15 protein-coding genes, 2 tRNA genes, 3 rRNA genes and 1 other RNA gene are annotated in these 19,323 nt (G+C 60.0%); 17 read left to right on the top strand and 4 right to left on the bottom strand.

The window, feature by feature from the left end:
- Nucleotides 1-68: 68 nt before the first annotated feature.
- The 4 genes from AC6CR5_RS24445 (at nt 69) to AC6CR5_RS24460 (ending at nt 1,899) form a co-directional block, all read left to right on the top strand.
- Nucleotides 69-515, top strand: coding sequence for a hypothetical protein (locus AC6CR5_RS24445; RefSeq protein ID WP_020925151.1), 447 nt, complete (start codon nt 69-71; stop codon nt 513-515).
- Nucleotides 515-826 carry a cell division protein ZapA gene (locus tag AC6CR5_RS24450; RefSeq protein ID WP_006388757.1) on the top strand — a complete coding sequence of 104 codons (312 nt, stop codon included), beginning with the start codon at nt 515-517 and terminating at the stop codon, nt 824-826. The genes AC6CR5_RS24445 and AC6CR5_RS24450 overlap by 1 nt, the downstream gene beginning before the upstream one ends.
- Before the next feature lie 43 nt (nt 827-869).
- Nucleotides 870-1,054, top strand: a non-coding RNA gene (ssrS, locus tag AC6CR5_RS24455) — 6S RNA.
- 74 nt (nt 1,055-1,128) lie between these two features.
- A complete protein-coding gene (locus AC6CR5_RS24460; RefSeq protein WP_054448773.1) occupies nt 1,129-1,899 on the top strand; it encodes an SIMPL domain-containing protein in 771 nt (256 codons plus the stop codon).
- Here the strand turns inward: AC6CR5_RS24460 and lgt are convergent.
- Nucleotides 1,874-2,662 carry a prolipoprotein diacylglyceryl transferase gene (gene lgt / locus AC6CR5_RS24465; RefSeq protein WP_054448774.1) on the bottom strand — a complete coding sequence of 263 codons (789 nt, stop codon included), beginning with the start codon at nt 2,660-2,662 and terminating at the stop codon, nt 1,874-1,876. The genes AC6CR5_RS24460 and lgt overlap by 26 nt on opposite strands.
- Before the next feature lie 90 nt (nt 2,663-2,752).
- Between lgt and ilvD the strand changes: the two genes are divergently transcribed.
- From ilvD to msrA, 3 genes are read left to right on the top strand one after another with little or no spacing between them, the layout of a single operon-like run.
- On the top strand, nt 2,753-4,438 hold the full coding sequence (ilvD, locus tag AC6CR5_RS24470; RefSeq protein WP_054448775.1) for a dihydroxy-acid dehydratase: 1,686 nt from the start codon (nt 2,753-2,755) through the stop codon (nt 4,436-4,438).
- Nucleotides 4,422-4,757, top strand: coding sequence for a c-type cytochrome (locus tag AC6CR5_RS24475; RefSeq protein WP_006388761.1), 336 nt, complete (start codon nt 4,422-4,424; stop codon nt 4,755-4,757). The genes ilvD and AC6CR5_RS24475 overlap by 17 nt, the downstream gene beginning before the upstream one ends.
- Nucleotides 4,758-4,795: 38 nt before the next feature.
- Nucleotides 4,796-5,350: a peptide-methionine (S)-S-oxide reductase MsrA gene (msrA, locus tag AC6CR5_RS24480; RefSeq protein WP_020925148.1), complete on the top strand. Its 555-nt coding sequence runs from the start codon at nt 4,796-4,798 to the stop codon at nt 5,348-5,350.
- Between the two features lie 85 nt (nt 5,351-5,435).
- On the opposite strand, the gene hppD is transcribed toward msrA, so the two are convergent.
- Complete coding sequence (hppD, locus tag AC6CR5_RS24485) at nt 5,436-6,548, bottom strand: 4-hydroxyphenylpyruvate dioxygenase (protein ID WP_024067744.1); 1,113 nt, start codon at nt 6,546-6,548, stop codon at nt 5,436-5,438.
- Between the two features lie 156 nt (nt 6,549-6,704).
- Here hppD and AC6CR5_RS24490 point away from each other — a divergent pair, with 156 nt between their 5' ends.
- The 7 genes from AC6CR5_RS24490 (at nt 6,705) to AC6CR5_RS24520 (ending at nt 14,513) form a co-directional block, all read left to right on the top strand.
- A complete protein-coding gene (locus AC6CR5_RS24490) occupies nt 6,705-7,181 on the top strand; it encodes an Lrp/AsnC family transcriptional regulator (protein ID WP_026382449.1) in 477 nt (158 codons plus the stop codon).
- 1,310 nt (nt 7,182-8,491) lie between these two features.
- Nucleotides 8,492-10,022 (top strand): 16S ribosomal RNA (locus AC6CR5_RS24495).
- A gap of 130 nt (nt 10,023-10,152) precedes the next feature.
- Nucleotides 10,153-10,229, top strand: a tRNA-Ile gene (locus AC6CR5_RS24500).
- A gap of 30 nt (nt 10,230-10,259) precedes the next feature.
- A tRNA-Ala gene (locus AC6CR5_RS24505) sits at nt 10,260-10,335 on the top strand.
- Nucleotides 10,336-10,618: 283 nt separating this feature from the next.
- Nucleotides 10,619-13,499: ribosomal RNA gene (locus AC6CR5_RS24510) — 23S ribosomal RNA — on the top strand.
- Between the two features lie 201 nt (nt 13,500-13,700).
- A 5S ribosomal RNA gene (gene rrf, locus AC6CR5_RS24515) occupies nt 13,701-13,813 on the top strand.
- The 16S, 23S and 5S rRNA genes sit together here with 2 tRNA genes alongside, the layout of an rRNA operon.
- 334 nt (nt 13,814-14,147) lie before the next feature.
- Nucleotides 14,148-14,513, top strand: a complete 366-nt coding sequence (locus AC6CR5_RS24520) for a DUF4870 family protein (RefSeq protein WP_006388767.1) — start codon at nt 14,148-14,150, stop codon at nt 14,511-14,513.
- A gap of 124 nt (nt 14,514-14,637) precedes the next feature.
- Here AC6CR5_RS24520 and AC6CR5_RS24525 read toward each other — a convergent pair whose 3' ends face one another.
- Nucleotides 14,638-15,273: a LysE family translocator gene (locus AC6CR5_RS24525; RefSeq protein WP_235442372.1), complete on the bottom strand. Its 636-nt coding sequence runs from the start codon at nt 15,271-15,273 to the stop codon at nt 14,638-14,640.
- Between the two features lie 100 nt (nt 15,274-15,373).
- Here AC6CR5_RS24525 and gcvA point away from each other — a divergent pair, with 100 nt between their 5' ends.
- The gene (gcvA, locus tag AC6CR5_RS24530) at nt 15,374-16,279 is read left to right on the top strand and encodes a transcriptional regulator GcvA (protein WP_045952873.1); all 906 of its coding nucleotides are present in this window, start codon (nt 15,374-15,376) and stop codon (nt 16,277-16,279) included.
- Nucleotides 16,280-16,592: 313 nt separating this feature from the next.
- Here gcvA and AC6CR5_RS24535 read toward each other — a convergent pair whose 3' ends face one another.
- Nucleotides 16,593-16,871 (bottom strand): SWIB/MDM2 domain-containing protein, encoded by a 279-nt coding sequence (locus tag AC6CR5_RS24535; protein ID WP_006217453.1) that lies wholly within the window; start codon nt 16,869-16,871, stop codon nt 16,593-16,595.
- A 147-nt stretch (nt 16,872-17,018) separates the two neighbouring features.
- On the opposite strand from AC6CR5_RS24535, the gene AC6CR5_RS24540 reads away from it, so the two are divergent.
- Nucleotides 17,019-18,212: a M20 aminoacylase family protein gene (locus AC6CR5_RS24540; RefSeq protein ID WP_006388770.1), complete on the top strand. Its 1,194-nt coding sequence runs from the start codon at nt 17,019-17,021 to the stop codon at nt 18,210-18,212.
- Nucleotides 18,213-18,223: 11 nt separating this feature from the next.
- On the top strand, nt 18,224-19,288 hold the full coding sequence (gene pyrC / locus AC6CR5_RS24545) for a dihydroorotase (protein WP_006388771.1): 1,065 nt from the start codon (nt 18,224-18,226) through the stop codon (nt 19,286-19,288).
- Nucleotides 19,289-19,323 lie beyond the last annotated feature (35 nt).

Consider the following 19,323-nt stretch of genomic DNA (forward strand, 5'->3'; position numbering starts at 1 on the left):
ATATTGCCGTGTTTCTCACCTTGCGTGAAGAGGCCCGATTCCCCACTGGATGGTTTACGATAGCGCCCATGCTGCAAGACCTAGACCAACTCGCCGCCCGTATCGGGCAACTGGTGCAACGCACCCGGCAACTCCACGCCGAGCGTGACGCGCTGCGCGCGCGCCTGAACGACTCCGAAACCGAGCAGCGTGTGCTCAAGCAACGCGCCGCCGAGCGTGATGCCGACATCGCCGCGCTGCAGGCCAAATTGCAGGACAACGACGGCGCCGTCACCGCGATGCTTGAGCAGGCGCAACAGGCCGAAGCCGCCTTGCGCGAACAGCTCGCACGCGAAACCGCCGAGCGCCAGTCGCTCGAGGCGCGTTTCTCCGCCCGGGAAACCGAACTGCAGGGCAACCTGCAACGCAGCGACACCGAACTACAGCGCCTGCGCGTGGCGGCCGCCGCCGCCCGCGAGCGCATCGACGCCGTCCTGGCCCGTCTGCCGGGTGCGCCGTCCGGAGAGCAACACTGATGGAACGCGTAGATGTAACGATACTCGGGCGCGACTACTCGCTGGCGTGCTCGGCCGAGGAAAAGCCCACGCTGCTGGCCGCGGTGCGCCACGTCGACCAGCTCATGCTGCGCATCCAGGGCACCGGCAAGGTCTCCAGCAACGAGCGCATCGCCGTGATGGCCGCGCTGCAGGTGGCTGGCGAGCTGCTCGCCATGAAAGCGCCGGATGGTCCGCTGGGTGGTTTGGCGGTCGGCGACTTCAAGCGTAGAATCGAGGACATGAACGCAGTCCTGGACGACGCCCTGTCAGGGCAAGAAAAGCTGCTCTGACGTTCATACGCGGTTTTCACCAAGGTTTTTCAGTATTTTCAGTTTGTCCCTGCCGTGTCCGTGACCTGGCCATACATTCTCTGAACCTATGTCTTATGGCATATTGGTTGCGGGAGTGCAGAGCTGGAGCGATTGTCTCTCGTAGACGAACCCGACGCTCTTCGGAACGCGACCACCTTGAACCTCAGGGTTCGAGATGCCGGCCTTGACGGCACAGGCGGGGCATCTATCCCAGCGGGCCTGCCACGAGCGCAGGTCCGCGTCGGGCGCCTCCCCATCGTCCTCCCTCATAGGACCAGTCCATGTCGAAATCCCCCGTTTTTTCGCTGACCAAACTTGGCGCGGCGTGCGCAGCCGTGGCCGCTCTGTCCATGGCGCAGCCCGTCTTCGCGCAGGCCCAGGCGCCGGCTCCCGCCACGGCGCAAGCCACGGCCAACCGGTCGCCGGAGCTGACCTTGCAAGCCACCGCGTCGTCCGAGGTCAAGCAGGACACGGTGCGCATCTCGCTGTCGGCCGAGACCGAGGCCGCCGACCAGCCCACCGCCGGCAAGAAGCTGACGGAGATGCTGGACGACGTGGCCAAGCGCGCGCGTGACACCAAGGGTGTCGAGGTGCGCACGGGCAGCTTCAACGTCTGGCCCAATTCCACCAGCAGCAGCAAAGGCAAGACCAGCACCACCTGGCGTGGCCAGGGCGAGATCATCCTCGAATCCAAGGATTTCGCGGCCGCCGCCGCGCTCGCGTCCAAGCTGTCCGACAAGACCGCCATTTCCAACATCAGCTTCTCGCTGTCGCGCGCCGTGCGCGAGGCCGAGGAACGCAAGCTGCTCAAGGAAGCCGCGCAGGCCTTCAAGGATCGCGCGCTGGCTGCCGCCAACGCCTTCGGCTTTTCGGGCTACCGCCTGAGCACGCTCGAACTGGGCGGCTCCGGCGGCGTCACGCCTATGCCGCGCATGATGGGCGCCATGGCCAAGGACGCCTCGGGTGGCGCGGGCTTCAGCGCGGACGTCCCCCTGGAAGCGGGAGACGTCACGGTCAGCGTCGCCGTCAACGGGACGATCGTTTTGCAGTAAGCGCGAACATGATGGCGCCCAGGGCGACCATCGGCAGGGACAGCCACTGTCCCATGCTCAGTCCGCCCGCGAGCAGGCCCAGGAAGTTGTCCGGCTCGCGGGTGAACTCCACCAGGAAACGGAACGTTCCGTAGCCCATCAGGAAGACCGCGCTCACCTGCCCCAGCGGGCGCGGCTTGCTAGAGAACCACCACATCAGCGCGAACAGCACGATGCCTTCCAGCCCCAGTTCATACAACTGGGACGGATGGCGCGCGATGCCGTCGCCGCTGCTCGGGAACACCATCGCCCACGGCACGTCGGTCGGGCGGCCCCACAGTTCGCCGTTGATGAAATTGCCCAGGCGGCCGAAGCCCAGCCCCAGGGGAATCAGCGGCGCGATGAAGTCGCTGACGGCGAAAAAGGGCAGGCCTTTCTTGCGCGCGAACAGCAGCATCACCACGATCACGCCGATCAGCCCGCCGTGGAACGACATGCCGCCTTCCCACAGGTAGGCCACTTCCAGCGGATGGGCCAGGTAGTAACTCGGCTTGTAGAACAGCACGTAGCCCAGCCGCCCGCCCAGCACCACCCCCAGCACGCTATAGAAGATCAGGTCTTCCAGGTCGCGCACGTTCAGGGACGTGGTGTGGCCGCGGGTGATGCGGCGCCGGCCCAGCAGATAAACCAGCGCAAAGCCCACCAGGTACATCAGCCCGTACCAATGGATGGACAGCGGCCCGATCTGCAGGGCAACGGGGTCGAATTTTGGATATTGCAGCATGTTCCGCCCGACACAATGAAGTTGAATGATAATAACCGGCGAGCCCTGCGGTAGACCCGCGTCCTGACGGCCGACAGGAGACAACAGACCATGTCGCACAACGAACGTTCCCGCCATATCACCCACGGCGTCGCCCGCGCGCCCAATCGCGCCATGTATTACGCGCTCGGCTACCAGGAGGCCGACTTCGAGAACCCCATGATCGGCGTGGCCAACGGCCATTCGACCATCACGCCGTGCAACAGCGGCCTGCAGCGCCTGGCCGATGCCGCCATCGAGGCCATCCGGGGCGCCAAGGCCAATCCGCAGGTGTTCGGCACGCCCACCATTTCCGACGGCATGTCCATGGGCACCGAGGGCATGAAGTACTCCCTGGTGTCGCGCGAGGTCATCGCCGACTGTATCGAGACCGCGGCCCAGGGCCAGTGGATGGACGGCGTGGTGGTCATCGGCGGCTGCGACAAGAACATGCCGGGCGGCATGATCGCGCTGGCGCGCACCAATGTGCCGGGCATCTACGTCTATGGCGGCACCATCAAGCCGGGCCATTACCAGGGCAAGGACCTGACCATCGTGTCGGTATTCGAGGCCGTCGGCGAATACACCATGGGCCGCATGGCCGAGGCCGACTTCAAGCAGATCGAAAAATGCGCCATTCCCGGCTCGGGTTCCTGTGGCGGCATGTATACCGCCAACACCATGAGTTCGGCCTTCGAGGCCATGGGCATGAGCCTGCCGTATTCCAGCACGATGGCCAACGAAGACGACGAGAAAGTCGCCTCGGCCGCGGAATCGGCCCGGGTGCTCGTGGATGCGGTCAGGCGCGGCCTGCGGCCGCGCGACATCATCACGCGCGAATCCATCGAGAACGCGGTGTCGGTCATCATGGCGACGGGCGGCTCGACCAATGCCGTGCTGCATTTCCTGGCCATCGCCCACGCCGCCGAAGTGCCCTGGACCATCGACGATTTCGAACGCATCCGCCAGCGCGTGCCGGTGCTGTGCGACCTCAAGCCCTCCGGCAAATACGTGGCGACCGACCTGCACCGGGCCGGCGGCATTCCGCAGGTCATGAAGCTGTTGCTCAACGCGGGCCTGCTGCATGGCGATTGCATCACCATCACCGGCCAGACCGTGGCGCAATCGTTGGCCGACGTGCCTGATACGCCGCGCGCTGACCAGGACGTGATCATGCCGCTGGACCGCGCCCTCTACCCCCAGGGCCATCTGGCCATTCTCAAGGGCAATTTGTCGCCGGAAGGCTGCGTGGCCAAGATCACCGGCCTGAAGAATCCGGTGATCACGGGCCCGGCGCGGGTCTTCGACTCCGAAGACGACGCCATGGCCGCCATCATGGCGCGCCAGATCCGCGATGGCGACGTGGTGGTGATCCGCTACGAAGGGCCGAAGGGCGGACCCGGCATGCGTGAAATGCTGGCGCCGACTTCCGCGCTGGTGGGGCAGGGCCTGGGAGAAACCGTCGGCCTCATCACCGACGGCCGCTTTTCGGGAGGCACGTGGGGCATGGTGGTGGGCCACGTGGCGCCCGAGGCCTTCGTCGGCGGCCCGATCGCGCTGATCCGCGAGGGCGATTCGGTTACCATCGATGCCCACAAGCTGCTGTTGCAGCTCAATATCAGCGACGAAGAGATGGCGGCTCGTCGCCAGGCCTGGGTCCAGCCCAAGCCGCGTTATACACGCGGTGTGCTTGCCAAGTTCGGCAAGCTCGCCAGCACCGCGAGCCGTGGGGCAGTAACCGATGCATTTGATACGTAGTCTGTTGGCGGTCGCCGCCGGCCTGCTGGTCGCCGGCGCGGCCCAAGGGCAAACCACCGGCCTGGATCTGGCCAAGAGCAAGGCCTGCATGGCCTGTCACCAGGTCGACGTCAAGCGCGTCGGGCCGCCGCTGGCCAGCGTGGCCGAACGCTACGCCGGGCAGGGCGACGCCATGGTGGATTACCTGGCCGGCAAGATCCGCAGCGGTGGCCGTGGCGCCTGGGGCGCCGTGCCCATGCCGGCGCAAACCCATGTCAGCCCGGAAGACGCCCGCCTGCTGGCCGAATGGATCCTGTCACTGGCGCCGGCCAAGAAGTAGTCGTATCGTTTCTGGATAGTTTCAGCAAAGGAATCGTCATGGCAGAACTCCCCTCCCCGGGCAATGAGGTCGCCGTTCTCGGCGGCGGCTGTTTCTGGTGCGTCGAGGCGGTCTTCACCGACCTGCGCGGCGTCAAGAGCGTGCTGCCCGGCTACAGCGGCGGACACGTCGACAATCCCAGCTACGAGCAGGTCTGCGGCAAGGACACCGGGCATATCGAGGTCGCGCGCGTCGAGTTCGATCCCGCCGAACTGTCCTACAGCGACCTGCTGCGCGTGTTCTTCGCCACCCACGACCCGACCACCCCGGGCCGCCAGGGCAACGACATCGGCCCGCAGTATGAATCGGCCATCTTCTGGCAGAACGAAACCCAGCGCGAGCAGGCCGAGGCCGTGATCGCCGAGGTCGAGGCGCAGAAGGTCTACGACGCGCCCATCGTGACCAAGCTCCTGGCGCCCGCGCGATTCTGGCCGGCCGAAGACTATCACCGCGATTATTTCGCGCTGCATCCCGAGCAGGGCTATTGCCAGTTCGTGATCGCGCCCAAGGTCGCCAAGTTCCGCAAGCAGTTCCAGGATCGCCTGAAGAAATAGGCGGGACGAAAAAAAAACCTCGCGCAAGGCGAGGTTTCAAGGCCAGCGCCGGGCACATGGGTACCGGCGCTGGAGGGGGAAGCGGTCAGTCGACGGCCTTCACCACGCCGCGGCGCATCTGGTCCAGTTCGATGGATTCGAACAGCGCCTTGAAATTGCCTTCGCCGAAACCGTCGTTGCCCTTGCGCTGGATGATCTCGAAGAAGATCGGGCCGATCTGGTTCTCGGTGAAGATCTGCAGCAGCAGGCCGCCATCGGGGGCGCCGTCCAGCAGGATACGGTTCTTCTGCAGGCGCGGCACGTCCTCGCCATGGTTGGGCAGGCGGCGGTCCAGCAGCTCGTAGTAGGTTTCCGGCGTATCCAGGAATACCACGCCATTGGCGCGCAGCGCCTCGATGGTGCCGTAGATGTCTTCGGTGGCCATGGCGATGTGCTGGATGCCTTCGCCACGGTACAGGTCCAGGTATTCCTGGATCTGGCCCTTCTCCTCGGTGCCTTCCTCGTTGATCGGAATGCGGATGTTGCCGCAGGGCGAGGTCATCGCCTTGGACTTCACGCCGGTCACCTTGCCTTCGATGTCGAAGTAACGCACTTCGCGGAAGTTGAACAGGCGCTCGTAGAACTCCGACCACTCGGCCATGCGGCCCTTGTGCACGTTGTGCGTCAGGTGGTCGACCAGCGTCAGCCCGGCGCCGCGGTGGTTCAGGTCGGCCTGCGCGTTCTGCGGATCCACCGGCACGAAGTCGACGTCATAGATGCTGATGTCGCCGATGCCGCCGTGGCCTTCCTTGCCGTTCCAGCGGTCCACCAGGTAGATCAGCGAATCGCCGATGCCCTTGATGGCGGGGATGTTCAGTTCCATCGGGCCGCTGTGCGAGTCGAAGCCCCAGGCGCCCAGCTCCAGCGCGCGCTTGTACGCGGCGGCCGCATCCTGGACACGGAAACCGATCGCACAGATCGACGGGCCGTGCAGGCGGGCGAAACGCTGCGCGAAGGAATCGGGTTCGGCGTTGATCAGGAAATTCACGCCGCCCTGGCGGTACAGCGTCACGTCCTTGTGGCGGTGCTTGGCGATTGCCTTGAAGCCCAGCAGTTCGAACACCTTGCGCAGCGCGGCGGGGTCCGGCGCGGCATATTCGATGAATTCGAACCCGGCGGTGCCCATCGGGTTGTCCCAGGGTTGGAAAGCGCTGCTCATGAGTCTGCTCCCTTGAGTCGTTGTAGAGGCGACTTGTCGTTCAAGTCTAGGATGAAGATTGTAGGGAGGAAAGGCAGGCAGACAATTGCAAACATGTCGCGAAAGTGGCAAGGTTGAGCAATAATATTGCCCACGATAAAAAATATGGGGCTGAAAATGTCTGACATGGAGCTAGATAGGACAGATATAAGGATCCTGGCCGAATTGCAACGGGACGGCCGCCTCAGCAACCAGGAGCTGGCGGACCGCGTATCGCTGTCGCCCAGTCCCTGCCTGCGCCGGGTGCGGCGGCTGGAAGAGAAGGGCTTCATCAAGAAGTACGTGGCGCTGATCGACGCCGACAAGGTCGGGCTGGGCCTGCTGGCCTACGTCAACATTCGCCTGAACAAGCACAGCGGTTCCAGCCACGCGCCCATGAGCGACTTCGCCCGCGACGTCCAGCTCTGGCCCGAGGTGGTCGAGTGTTATGCCATGTCGGGCGACATGGACTACCTGCTGCGTATCCAGGTCGCGGACCTGGCGCATTTCTCCAAGTTCGCCATGGACACCCTCATGCGCCATCCTGCCGTGGTCGACATGCGGTCATTCTTCGCGCTCCAGCAGATCAAGGAAACGACGGAGCTGCGGCTGTAGCGAGCGGGATGAGCCCCTGCCTGCCTGGTCTTCCATATAGGTGTCTATATAGAGATCGGAGAGCGCCGCGGTCGGCTGGATGCTTCCCGTCCGTGATGCTCTGTATATATAGGGTGTCATCAGGAAGAGGGGGCTAGGTAGATTTCCACCGAAACATAAGTGGGGCCAAAAACGGGAACGCCTATCTACTATCTATATAGGGACGTATATCCATCTCGGCGCGCTGTGGGAGCCTTCAGCCAAGGGGCAATCCAGAGGGAGCAGCCATATGGATACGTACTCTATATAGAGCGAATGGCGCAGAACGGATGACTTTCCCATGGCAAATGCGGGGTGCGTCCCCGGAAAACATCATCTTTCTGCAAAATGGTTGTCATGCCGGCGTGACAGGCCGAAATTCTGTGCTATAGTCTCGCTCCTTCGCAGTTCAAGCGGTTTTGTTGAGCGGCGAGGCCAGGCAAGTGCAACGGATCCGAGTGCTAAGGCAAGCAGATCTGCCGCAGGGCAGCAAGGCGGTGAGTCAGCGATGATTCTCTCGAACCGGCGGTCAGCGAGTTTTGCATAGGATGGTGCGAATCAGGCAGAAGCCAGTTGCACGATCTGCAAAAATTGTGCTATAGTTTTGGGCTTGGCTGGTGACGGCGAATCAGGGTTTACCCGGTAGGGTGGTCTGGTCAGCGTTGCAAGCCAGCTGGGGCGGTAACCAACCTCCGAAGCGATTCGGGGCTGCTGCGAAGTGAAGCGATTCACGAAGCGGTGGGGTTGCAAGATAAGGTGCAAGTTAGGCAAAAGCCGGTTGCATAATCTGCAAAAGTTGTGTTATAGTTTCAGGCTTGGCAGTTACCGAAAACTTAGGGTTAACCCTGATATTTCGATAGCTGCTAAAGAGAAAGCCGGGTGCGAGCCTGGTGAGGCCTGAAGGGGTCGTAGGCAAGGCGGCGAAGTGAAGCAAGCGACGCTGACTTGACAAACGATAAAAACTTCTTCATAATCTCGTTTCTCTGCTGCTGACACAGCGATCGACGCGAAAGCGAAATCGCCGAAGAAAGCAGAAGATGCAGTAAGTAGTTTGGTAGTACAGAATTTGGCAGTACCGCTCTTTAACAATTAAACAACCGATAAGTGTGGGCGCTTGATGCGAGTGCACAGTGATTGGGTTTTAAACCCTTTCACAAGCACAATGAAATCAAGTGCTCACTAGAAGTGAAGTACCTTAGATGTCAAGTCTAAGCACATACCTCACTTCCTTTGAGTAGCGACGTATGACTCGGTTCTTCGGAACTAAGAAATACGAAACAAATACAGAGATTAAACTGAAGAGTTTGATCCTGGCTCAGATTGAACGCTAGCGGGATGCCTTACACATGCAAGTCGAACGGCAGCACGGACTTCGGTCTGGTGGCGAGTGGCGAACGGGTGAGTAATGTATCGGAACGTGCCCAGTAGCGGGGGATAACTACGCGAAAGCGTAGCTAATACCGCATACGCCCTACGGGGGAAAGCAGGGGATCGCAAGACCTTGCACTATTGGAGCGGCCGATATCGGATTAGCTAGTTGGTGGGGTAACGGCTCACCAAGGCGACGATCCGTAGCTGGTTTGAGAGGACGACCAGCCACACTGGGACTGAGACACGGCCCAGACTCCTACGGGAGGCAGCAGTGGGGAATTTTGGACAATGGGGGAAACCCTGATCCAGCCATCCCGCGTGTGCGATGAAGGCCTTCGGGTTGTAAAGCACTTTTGGCAGGAAAGAAACGTCGCGGGTTAATACCCCGCGAAACTGACGGTACCTGCAGAATAAGCACCGGCTAACTACGTGCCAGCAGCCGCGGTAATACGTAGGGTGCAAGCGTTAATCGGAATTACTGGGCGTAAAGCGTGCGCAGGCGGTTCGGAAAGAAAGATGTGAAATCCCAGAGCTTAACTTTGGAACTGCATTTTTAACTACCGGGCTAGAGTGTGTCAGAGGGAGGTGGAATTCCGCGTGTAGCAGTGAAATGCGTAGATATGCGGAGGAACACCGATGGCGAAGGCAGCCTCCTGGGATAACACTGACGCTCATGCACGAAAGCGTGGGGAGCAAACAGGATTAGATACCCTGGTAGTCCACGCCCTAAACGATGTCAACTAGCTGTTGGGGCCTTCGGGCCTTGGTAGCGCAGCTAACGCGTGAAGTTGACCGCCTGGGGAGTACGGTCGCAAGATTAAAACTCAAAGGAATTGACGGGGACCCGCACAAGCGGTGGATGATGTGGATTAATTCGATGCAACGCGAAAAACCTTACCTACCCTTGACATGTCTGGAATGCCGAAGAGATTTGGCAGTGCTCGCAAGAGAACCGGAACACAGGTGCTGCATGGCTGTCGTCAGCTCGTGTCGTGAGATGTTGGGTTAAGTCCCGCAACGAGCGCAACCCTTGTCATTAGTTGCTACGAAAGGGCACTCTAATGAGACTGCCGGTGACAAACCGGAGGAAGGTGGGGATGACGTCAAGTCCTCATGGCCCTTATGGGTAGGGCTTCACACGTCATACAATGGTCGGGACAGAGGGTCGCCAACCCGCGAGGGGGAGCCAATCCCAGAAACCCGATCGTAGTCCGGATCGCAGTCTGCAACTCGACTGCGTGAAGTCGGAATCGCTAGTAATCGCGGATCAGCATGTCGCGGTGAATACGTTCCCGGGTCTTGTACACACCGCCCGTCACACCATGGGAGTGGGTTTTACCAGAAGTAGTTAGCCTAACCGCAAGGGGGGCGATTACCACGGTAGGATTCATGACTGGGGTGAAGTCGTAACAAGGTAGCCGTATCGGAAGGTGCGGCTGGATCACCTCCTTTCAGAGCTTAGTGCTCGTGTTAAGCGTCCACTCTTATCGGTTGTTTGATATAGCTGGGATCGGTTGTGGGCTTGGGTAGAGGGACTCCTCCCTGTGTCCATGACTTCTGACTACTGATCCGGGAAGGTTTTGGGTCTGTAGCTCAGTCGGTTAGAGCACCGTCTTGATAAGGCGGGGGTCGTTGGTTCGAATCCAACCAGACCCACCAAGTATTCGCAGGTAGAGATGCCGTGGATATGGGGGTGTAGCTCAGCTGGGAGAGCGCCTGCTTTGCAAGCAGGATGTCATCGGTTCGATCCCGTTCACCTCCACCAAGACCTGTGCCTGGTGGGATGTAGAGGCTAACTCATAACACTGCGAGCAGTGCTATGAGTTAGGTTTTACCTGACAGCTATATTTGTTCTTTAACAATCTGGAAGAAGCACAACGAAATGTGCTCATCGAGTAATCAGCTTGCTGATGAAGATGGGTACGGGTTGTGATTGCATTAATTTTGTTCCAAGTTCTCAAGACTGGGGTGAATAACCTCAGACTGCTTTGAAACTTATGAACGGCACAAACGCTAATACTCAGGTCCTATAGCCTACAGCGTTATAGGATCAAGCGACTAAGTGCATATGGTGGATGCCTTGGCGATCACAGGCGATGAAGGACGTAGTAGCCTGCGAAAAGCTGCGGGGAGCTGGCAAACAAGCTTTGATCCGCAGATATCCGAATGGGGAAACCCACTGCGCAAGCAGTATCCCTGACTGAATACATAGGTCAGTGGAAGCGAACCGGGTGAACTGAAACATCTCAGTAGCTCGAGGAAAAGAAATCAACCGAGATTCCGAAAGTAGTGGCGAGCGAAATCGGAAGAGCCTTCACGTTTTAGCATGCAAGATAGTCGAACGGAATGGAAAGTCCGGCCGTAGCAGGTGATAGCCCTGTAGACGAAATTTTGTGTGTGGAACTAAGCGTGAGAAAAGTAGGGCGGGACACGTGAAATCCTGTTTGAAGATGGGGGGACCATCCTCCAAGGCTAAATACTCGTGATCGACCGATAGTGAACCAGTACCGTGAGGGAAAGGCGAAAAGAACCCCGGAAGGGGAGTGAAATAGATCCTGAAACCGTATGCATACAAACAGTAGGAGCCTCCTTGTGGGGTGACTGCGTACCTTTTGTATAATGGGTCAGCGACTTACATTCAGTGGCAAGGTTAACCGAATAGGGAAGCCGTAGCGAAAGCGAGTCCGAATAGGGCGATTCAGTCGCTGGGTGTAGACCCGAAACCAGATGATCTATCCATGGCCAGGTTGAAGGCACGGTAACACGTGCTGGAGGACCGAACCCACTAATGTTGAAAAATTAGGGGATGAGCTGTGGATAGGGGTGAAAGGCTAAACAAATCTGGAAATAGCTGGTTCTCTCCGAAAACTATTTAGGTAGTGCCTCAAGTATTACTGCGGGGGGTAGAGCACTGTTATAGCTAGGGGGTCATGGCGACTTACCAAACTATGGCAAACTCCGAATACCCGCAAGTACAGCTTGGGAGACAGAGCACCGGGTGCTAACGTCCGGACTCAAGAGGGAAACAACCCAGACCGCCAGCTAAGGTCCCAAATTATCGCTAAGTGGGAAACGAAGTGGGAAGGCATAGACAGTCAGGAGGTTGGCTTAGAAGCAGCCATCCTTTAAAGAAAGCGTAATAGCTCACTGATCGAGTCGTCCTGCGCGGAAGATGTAACGGGGCTAAGCGATAAACCGAAGCTGCGGGTGTGCACTTTGTGCACGCGGTAGGAGAGCGTTCTGTAAGCCTGCGAAGGTGGCTTGTAAAGGCTGCTGGAGGTATCAGAAGTGCGAATGCTGACATGAGTAGCGATAAAGGGGGTGAAAAGCCCCCTCGCCGTAAGTCCAAGGTTTCCTGCGCAACGTTCATCGGCGCAGGGTGAGTCGGCCCCTAAGGCGAGGCAGAGATGCGTAGCTGATGGGAAGCTGGTTAATATTCCAGCACCGTCGTACAGTGCGATGGGGGGACGGATCGCGGAAGATCATCAGGGTGTTGGATGTCCCTGTTGACGTATCGAAGATGGCGCTTAGGCAAATCCGGGCGCGTAAATCAAGGGTACGGCACGAGCGAGCATTGCTTGCGAAGTGATTGGAAGTGGTTCCAAGAAAAGCCTCTAAGCTTCAGCTGTACGAGACCGTACCGCAAACCGACACAGGTGGACGGGATGAATATTCCAAGGCGCTTGAGAGAACTCAGGAGAAGGAACTCGGCAAATTGATACCGTAACTTCGGGAGAAGGTATACCCCGGTAGTGTGAAGCGCCTGCGCGCTTAGCATGATGGGGTCGCAGAGAATCGGTGGCTGCGACTGTTTATTAAAAACACAGCACTCTGCAAAGACGAAAGTCGACGTATAGGGTGTGACGCCTGCCCGGTGCCGGAAGGTTAAGTGATGGGGTGCAAGCTCTTGATCGAAGCCCCGGTAAACGGCGGCCGTAACTATAACGGTCCTAAGGTAGCGAAATTCCTTGTCGGGTAAGTTCCGACCTGCACGAATGGCGTAACGATGGCCACACTGTCTCCTCCTGAGACTCAGCGAAGTTGAAGTGTTTGTGATGATGCAATCTACCCGCGGCTAGACGGAAAGACCCCATGAACCTTTACTGTAGCTTTGCATTGGACTGTGAACCGGCCTGTGTAGGATAGGTGGGAGGCTTTGAAGCGTGGTCGCTAGATCACGTGGAGCCATCCTTGAAATACCACCCTGGTTTGTTTGCGGTTCTAACCTTGGTCCGTTATCCGGATCGGGGACAGTGCATGGTGGGCAGTTTGACTGGGGCGGTCTCCTCCCAAAGTGTAACGGAGGAGTTCGAAGGTACGCTAGGTACGGTCGGAAATCGTGCTGATAGTGCAATGGCATAAGCGTGCTTGACTGTGAGACTGACAAGTCGAACAGGTGCGAAAGCAGGACATAGTGATCCGGTGGTTCTGAATGGAAGGGCCATCGCTCAACGGATAAAAGGTACTCTGGGGATAACAGGCTGATACCGCCCAAGAGTTCATATCGACGGCGGTGTTTGGCACCTCGATGTCGGCTCATCTCATCCTGGGGCTGTAGCCGGTCCCAAGGGTATGGCTGTTCGCCATTTAAAGAGGTACGTGAGCTGGGTTTAAAACGTCGTGAGACAGTTTGGTCCCTATCTGCCGTGGGCGTTGGATACTTGACGGAGCCTGCTCCTAGTACGAGAGGACCGGAGTGGACGTACCTCTGGTGTACCGGTTGTCATGCCAATGGCATTGCCGGGTAGCTAAGTACGGAAGAGATAACCGCTGAAGGCATCTAAGCGGGAAACTCGTCTGAAGATTAGGTATCCCGGGGACTTGATCCCCCTAAAGAGTCGTTCGAGACCAGGACGTTGATAGGTCGGGTGTGGAAGCGCAGTAATGCGTTAAGCTAACCGATACTAATTGCTCGTGAGGCTTGATCCTATAACACTGATGGTTATGACCTGGTGATATAGCGTTCCAAGTGTCGTTCAATACAAAATCTGGCTGCCCCGTCAGCAGCCAGCCAACACCAATTACACCCACTGTGCGTTGATCATCGAGTCACACTCTGATCACCACACGTTGCGCTTCTTCCAAGATTGGAGCGGTTGTCCCTCAAAGACAATCTCTCAACCCGTTACGCCTGACGACCATAGCAAGGTGGTACCACTCCTTCCCATCCCGAACAGGACAGTGAAACGCCTTTGCGCCGATGATAGTGGACGGACGTCTGTGAAAGTAGGTCATCGTCAGGCTTTTATTGCTCAAAACCCCACAGGCTCGCGCCTGTGGGGTTTTGTTTTTGCCCCAAAAGAACCCCCGTGCGGCTGGCGCCGCACGGGGGTTCTTGTTTGTTGGGTCGATGGTTCGCGAAGCCGGTTTCAACTCGGCGATGCTCCCTTCAAGGCGGCCCGACAGCTCGCGCAATCGACGTTCCGGCGATCTTCCCGACGCTGAAAATGGACAGCCAAAAGCTCCTCGAGCAAGCCTGCAAGCCGCGCCAGCATTGAATGTGCCTAAATAACAACGCTCGTGGGCCGGCTGGCTTTGTGCGGTAAGATTGACCGAGTCAATTGTTGGAGCGTAATCGTGAGTGATACCCAGACCCCCGCGCCCGGTACGGCATTAGACCTGCGCACGCTGACCCATGTGGCCTATGGCTTGTTTGCCCTGGGCTTTCTGACCAGTGGTTTCCTGGGCATTGCCACGCTGGCGGCCGTCGTGCTGATGTATCTGAAGCGCTCGGATGCCGCCGGCACCGTCTACGCCGCCCATTTCGACTGGCTGCTGCGCACTTTCTGGTGGGCGCTGTTGTGGCTCGCCATCAGCGGCCTGGCCCTGGTTATCTATATTGGATGGATCGGCGTGGTCGCGACGGTGGTCTGGGGCCTGTATCGCCTGATCAAGGGTTGGCTGGCCCTGCTGGAAGGTACCGCTCCGACCAGCTACGCCTGATCCCGGGCGATTTCCGTAGACAGGCCGACGTCACCGTCGGCCTTTTTCATTTACAGCGAGCCCGGGGAATCGTGTTTGCGCAAGCCAGGGCATGTCGCCCGCCGTCCCGCCAGGAACGCCTGGCTCAGTTCAAGACGACATACAGCGCCACCAGCAGCATGGAGGTGCCAAGCACCGCAGCCTGAATCCGTAATGCGCGGGGCGATTCAAAGCGTCCAAGTATCACCTTGCCGCCGTAGATCCACGGGAAATGGCAGAACAGGCCCAGTACGACGAAAGCGACGCTGAGCTGGCCGACCTGCGATGACAGGTTGGCGTCGGGCGCCAGGAACTGCGCGAACATGACCGCGATCATCGAATGGATCTTCGGGTTGAAGAGCACGCAGATGAAGCCGTCGATGAAACCGAGCCGCTTGCCGCCGGCTGCCTGGTTGGCCGGTTTGGCGCTGGCGCGGAAGAACCCCCATGCCAGGTAGAGAAGGTAGGCGACGCCGGCCCATTTCAGGGCCGTGTGTATCTCCGGATGCTCATGCAGGGCACCACCCAGGCCCAGGCCGTAAATCAGGCACAACGCCAGGTTGGCTGCCTCGAAACCCGCCCAGAATGGCACCGAGCCGCCGACGCCGTGGCGGCCTCCCGCAGCGGCCAGCAAGGTATTGCCGGGACCCGGGCTGATGATCATGGGTACCGCGTAGCCCAGGAATGCCGCCCATATCTCCCAACCTGCCATCGCCGCTCCTTTTTGTGTATGAGCCGGCACGCGGGGATTCGGTTGCCGGCGGAGCCGTCATTAGAAGAGGCTTATCCGGCGTGGCCAAACGATCTATTCTCATGCCTTCGATAACTCCAGCTAATCGACCATGCGACGCCTGCCTCCGTTGGGTGCGTTACGCGCTTTTGAAGCCGCTGCGCGGCACCTGAGTTTCACGCGCGCGGCAATGGAGCTATGCGTGACCCAGGCCGCCATCAGCCACCAGGTCCGACAGCTCGAACAATGGCTGGGCAGGCCGCTGTTCGAAAGGCGTGGCCATGTATTGGTCCTGACCCGCAAGGGCGAGACCTACCTGGATGAGCTATCGCTCGCGTTTGATCGGATGGCGGCGGCGACCGAGCGGGTGCGGGAGCGCCGTGACGGGCCTTTGCGGATCACGGTGTTGCCATCTTTTGCGTCGCGCTGGTTGCTGCCGCGGTTGCCGGCGTTTCGCGAACGTCACCCCGAGATTGAATTCCGTGTTTCCAGTGCGACGCGATTGTGGGAGGGCAACGATGAATTCGATCTGGGGATACGGTCCGGCCTGGGGCGCTGGCCAGGTTTGAAAGCCGATTTGATCGCACGGGAATATCTCAGTCCGGTATGTCATCCGGACCTGGCGCAAGGACCGCCTGCTTTGACCGAACCGGCCGATCTTGCGAAGGTCATGCTGCTGCATGACGAACCGCGCGCAGCCTGGCGTCTATGGTGCGAACTGGCTGGCGTGTCGCTCGATCTGGAGCAGGGAGTGCAATTCAGCGATGCCGCGCTGGTGTTGCAGGCCGCCGCCGATGGCGCAGGCGTGGCGCTGGGACGCCTGCTGCTGGCGGCCGACGATCTGCGCGCGGGCCGCCTGGTCCAGTTGTTCGACACGGTGCTGGCCAATGACTACAGCTACTGGCTAGTCTATCCGCGCGCGGCCTTGCAACGGCCGCAAGCCATGGCATTCCGGAACTGGTTGCTGCAAGAGGCGCAGCAAGCGCGTTTGCCGCCACATCCAGGGAAAGTTGCATGAGCCAGGCGTGGCGCGGCTTTGCGGCAATTCGTGCGATTGCTTGCGGAGCGTGGCGAAGTCATTGCGGGTGTGCAATGGCGCACTGACGACACGGCTCGCGCGCTGCAATTGCGCATGATGATGCGTGGTGGGCGGAAAAGTTGGGGAGTTTGGCCATGTACCCATTGCGTGTATGGCACTGGCGCGGCAAAGCGGGGATGCTTGCCTGGCTGTGGCGTGGAGGTGCCACAGGAAGTCGGTTCCGCCCGGCGTTCAAGCCAGGGCGTCGCGACAGTATCGAGGCAGGGACGTACGGGGTACGCCCTTTGCCTGCTTACTTCAGATGTGCGTTGACCAGCTTGGTCAGTTCGAACATCGTGACCTGATCCTTGCCGAAGATCGGGCGCAGCTTGGCATCGGCGTTGATGTTGCGCTTGTTGCTCGCATCTTGCAGGTTGTGCTTCTTGATGTATTCCCAGATCTTCTTGGTGACCTCGGTGCGCGGCACGGCTTCCGAACCGATCACAGCAGCCAGTTCGGCGCTGGGAGTCAGGGGCTTCATGAATGCAGCGTTCGGCTTGCGCGCGGTCGCGGGTTTGGAGGTTGTGGCCATAATGCGGCGCTCCTTCTCTGGCTGTTGGAAAAATTGTCCTGCGGCCGGAGCATAACGTGTCTCTCCCGTAAAGACAAAGGCATTTATCCTCTGTAGCAACTAAAATATCCCAACCGTCCCCCTTCCCACGTCATTCTGTAACCTCCTATGTACGCACGTTCTCCTTTGGAATCAATTCGCCTGTTTCATGACGAATTGACGGCGCTGAGGCGCGACTTGCATGCCCATCCTGAATTGGGCTTCGAAGAAGTCCGGACCTCCGGGATCGTCGCGGGAGCGCTGGAAGCGCTGGGAATCGAGGTGCACCGGGGCATTGGCAAGACCGGCGTGGTGGGCGTGATCCGCGGCAGACGCTGTGATAGCGGGCGCATGATCGGCCTGCGTGCCGACATGGATGCCTTGCCGATGACCGAAGACAACGAGTTCGGCCACAAGTCGACCAAGCCGGGTCTGATGCATGGCTGTGGTCATGACGGCCACACGGCGGTCCTGATCGGCGCGGCCAAGTACCTGGCGCAGACCCGCAATTTCGATGGGACAGCCGTGCTCATCTTCCAGCCGGCCGAGGAAGGTCGAGGCGGGGCGAAAGCCATGATGGAGGACGGGTTATTCGATACCTTCCCCTGTGACGCGATCTATGCGTTGCACAATTGGCCGGGCCTGCGGCCCGGCACCATCGGCATCAATCCAGGCCCCATGATGGCGGCGGCCGACCGGTTCGAGATCCTGATCACCGGTCGCGGCGGACACGGCGCGCATCCTTATCAGACCATTGACCCGGTCACCATCGCCGGCCAGGTCATCACGGCATTGCAGACGATCGTGTCGCGCAACGTCAATCCGCTGGATTCCGCGGTGGTGTCCATCGGATCGCTGCAGGCCGGTCACCCGGGCGCGATGAGCGTGATCCCGCGCGAGGCCCGCCTGGTGGGCACGGTACGCACTTTCCGCAAGTCGGTGCAGGAGATGGTCGAGACACGCATGCGCGAGTTGGTCACGGCCATCGCCGGCGCGTTCGGCGGCACCGCCGAACTCACCTACGAACGCATCTATCCCGCCACGCTGAATACGCCGCAGCATGCCAATCTGGTCGCGGATATCGCGACCGAGATGATCGGCAAGGAAAACGTGGTGCGCGATCTGGTGCCTTCGATGGGATCGGAGGATTTTTCCTTCATGCTGCAAAGCAAGCCTGGCGCCTACTTCCGGCTGGGCCAGGGCGGAGCCGAGTCCGGCTGCGTACTGCACAACTCGCATTTCGATTTCAACGATGCCGTCATTCCCCTGGGGAGCGCGATGTTCTGCGCGCTGGCCGAACGGGGCATGCCGCTGGCAGATTAAGAAGCTTCCATATGTCTACGCAAAACACGACCCAACTGACGATTACCCGCCCCGACGACTGGCACCTGCACCTGCGCGACGGCGCGGCGCTGGAAGCGGTGGTGGCGGATACGGCGCGGCAATTCGCGCGCGCCATCATCATGCCCAACCTGAAGCCGCCGGTGACCACCACCGAGCAGGCGCTGGCCTACCGCGGCCGCATCCTGGCGGCGCTGGCCAAGGCCGGTGGCAAGGTCGACGCCTTCACGCCGCTGATGACGCTGTACCTGACGGACAATACCTCGGCCGAAGAAATCTTTCGTGCGCACGAATCGGGCCAGGTCTATGCGGTCAAGCTGTATCCGGCCGGCGCCACGACCAACTCCGACGCCGGCGTGACCGACCTGCTGGGCAAGTGCGCCAAGGCCCTGGAAGCGCTGGAAAAATGCGGCATGCCGCTGCTGGTCCATGGCGAAGTGACTGACCCGTCGATCGATGTGTTCGACCGCGAAGCGATCTTCGTCGAGCGCGTGATGAAGCCGCTGCGCCGTGCGTTCCCGGCCCTGAAGGTGGTGTTCGAACACATCACCACCAAGGAAGGCGCCGAGTACGTGCGCGATGCCGAAGGCCCGATCGCGGCCACGATCACGCCGCAGCACATGCTGTACAACCGCAACGCGATTTTCCAGGGCGGCGTGCGGCCCCATTGGTACTGCCTGCCGATCCTCAAGCGCGAAACCCATCGGCTGGCGCTGGTGGAGGCGGCGACCAGCGGCAGTCCGCGCTTCTTCCTGGGCACGGACAGCGCGCCGCATGCGCGCGGCCTGAAGGAGCATGCATGCGGCTGTGCGGGCTGCTATACCGCGCTGCACGCGATGGAACTTTACGCCACGGCGTTCGACGCCGTCGGCAAGCTCGACAAGCTGGAAGGTTTCGCCAGCTTCCATGGTCCGGATTTCTACGGCCTGCCGCGCAATACCGGGACCCTGACGCTGGTGCGCGAAAGCTTCCAGATTCCCGAAGAGCTGCCGTTCGGCAATACCGCGCTGGTGCCCTTGGCGGCGGGCGAGACGCTGACCTGGCGCGCGGCCATCTGATCGCGCCGGCCGCCGCCCTCTATATATAAGAGGGC

This window comes from Achromobacter sp. EG18 (assembly GCF_059759395.1).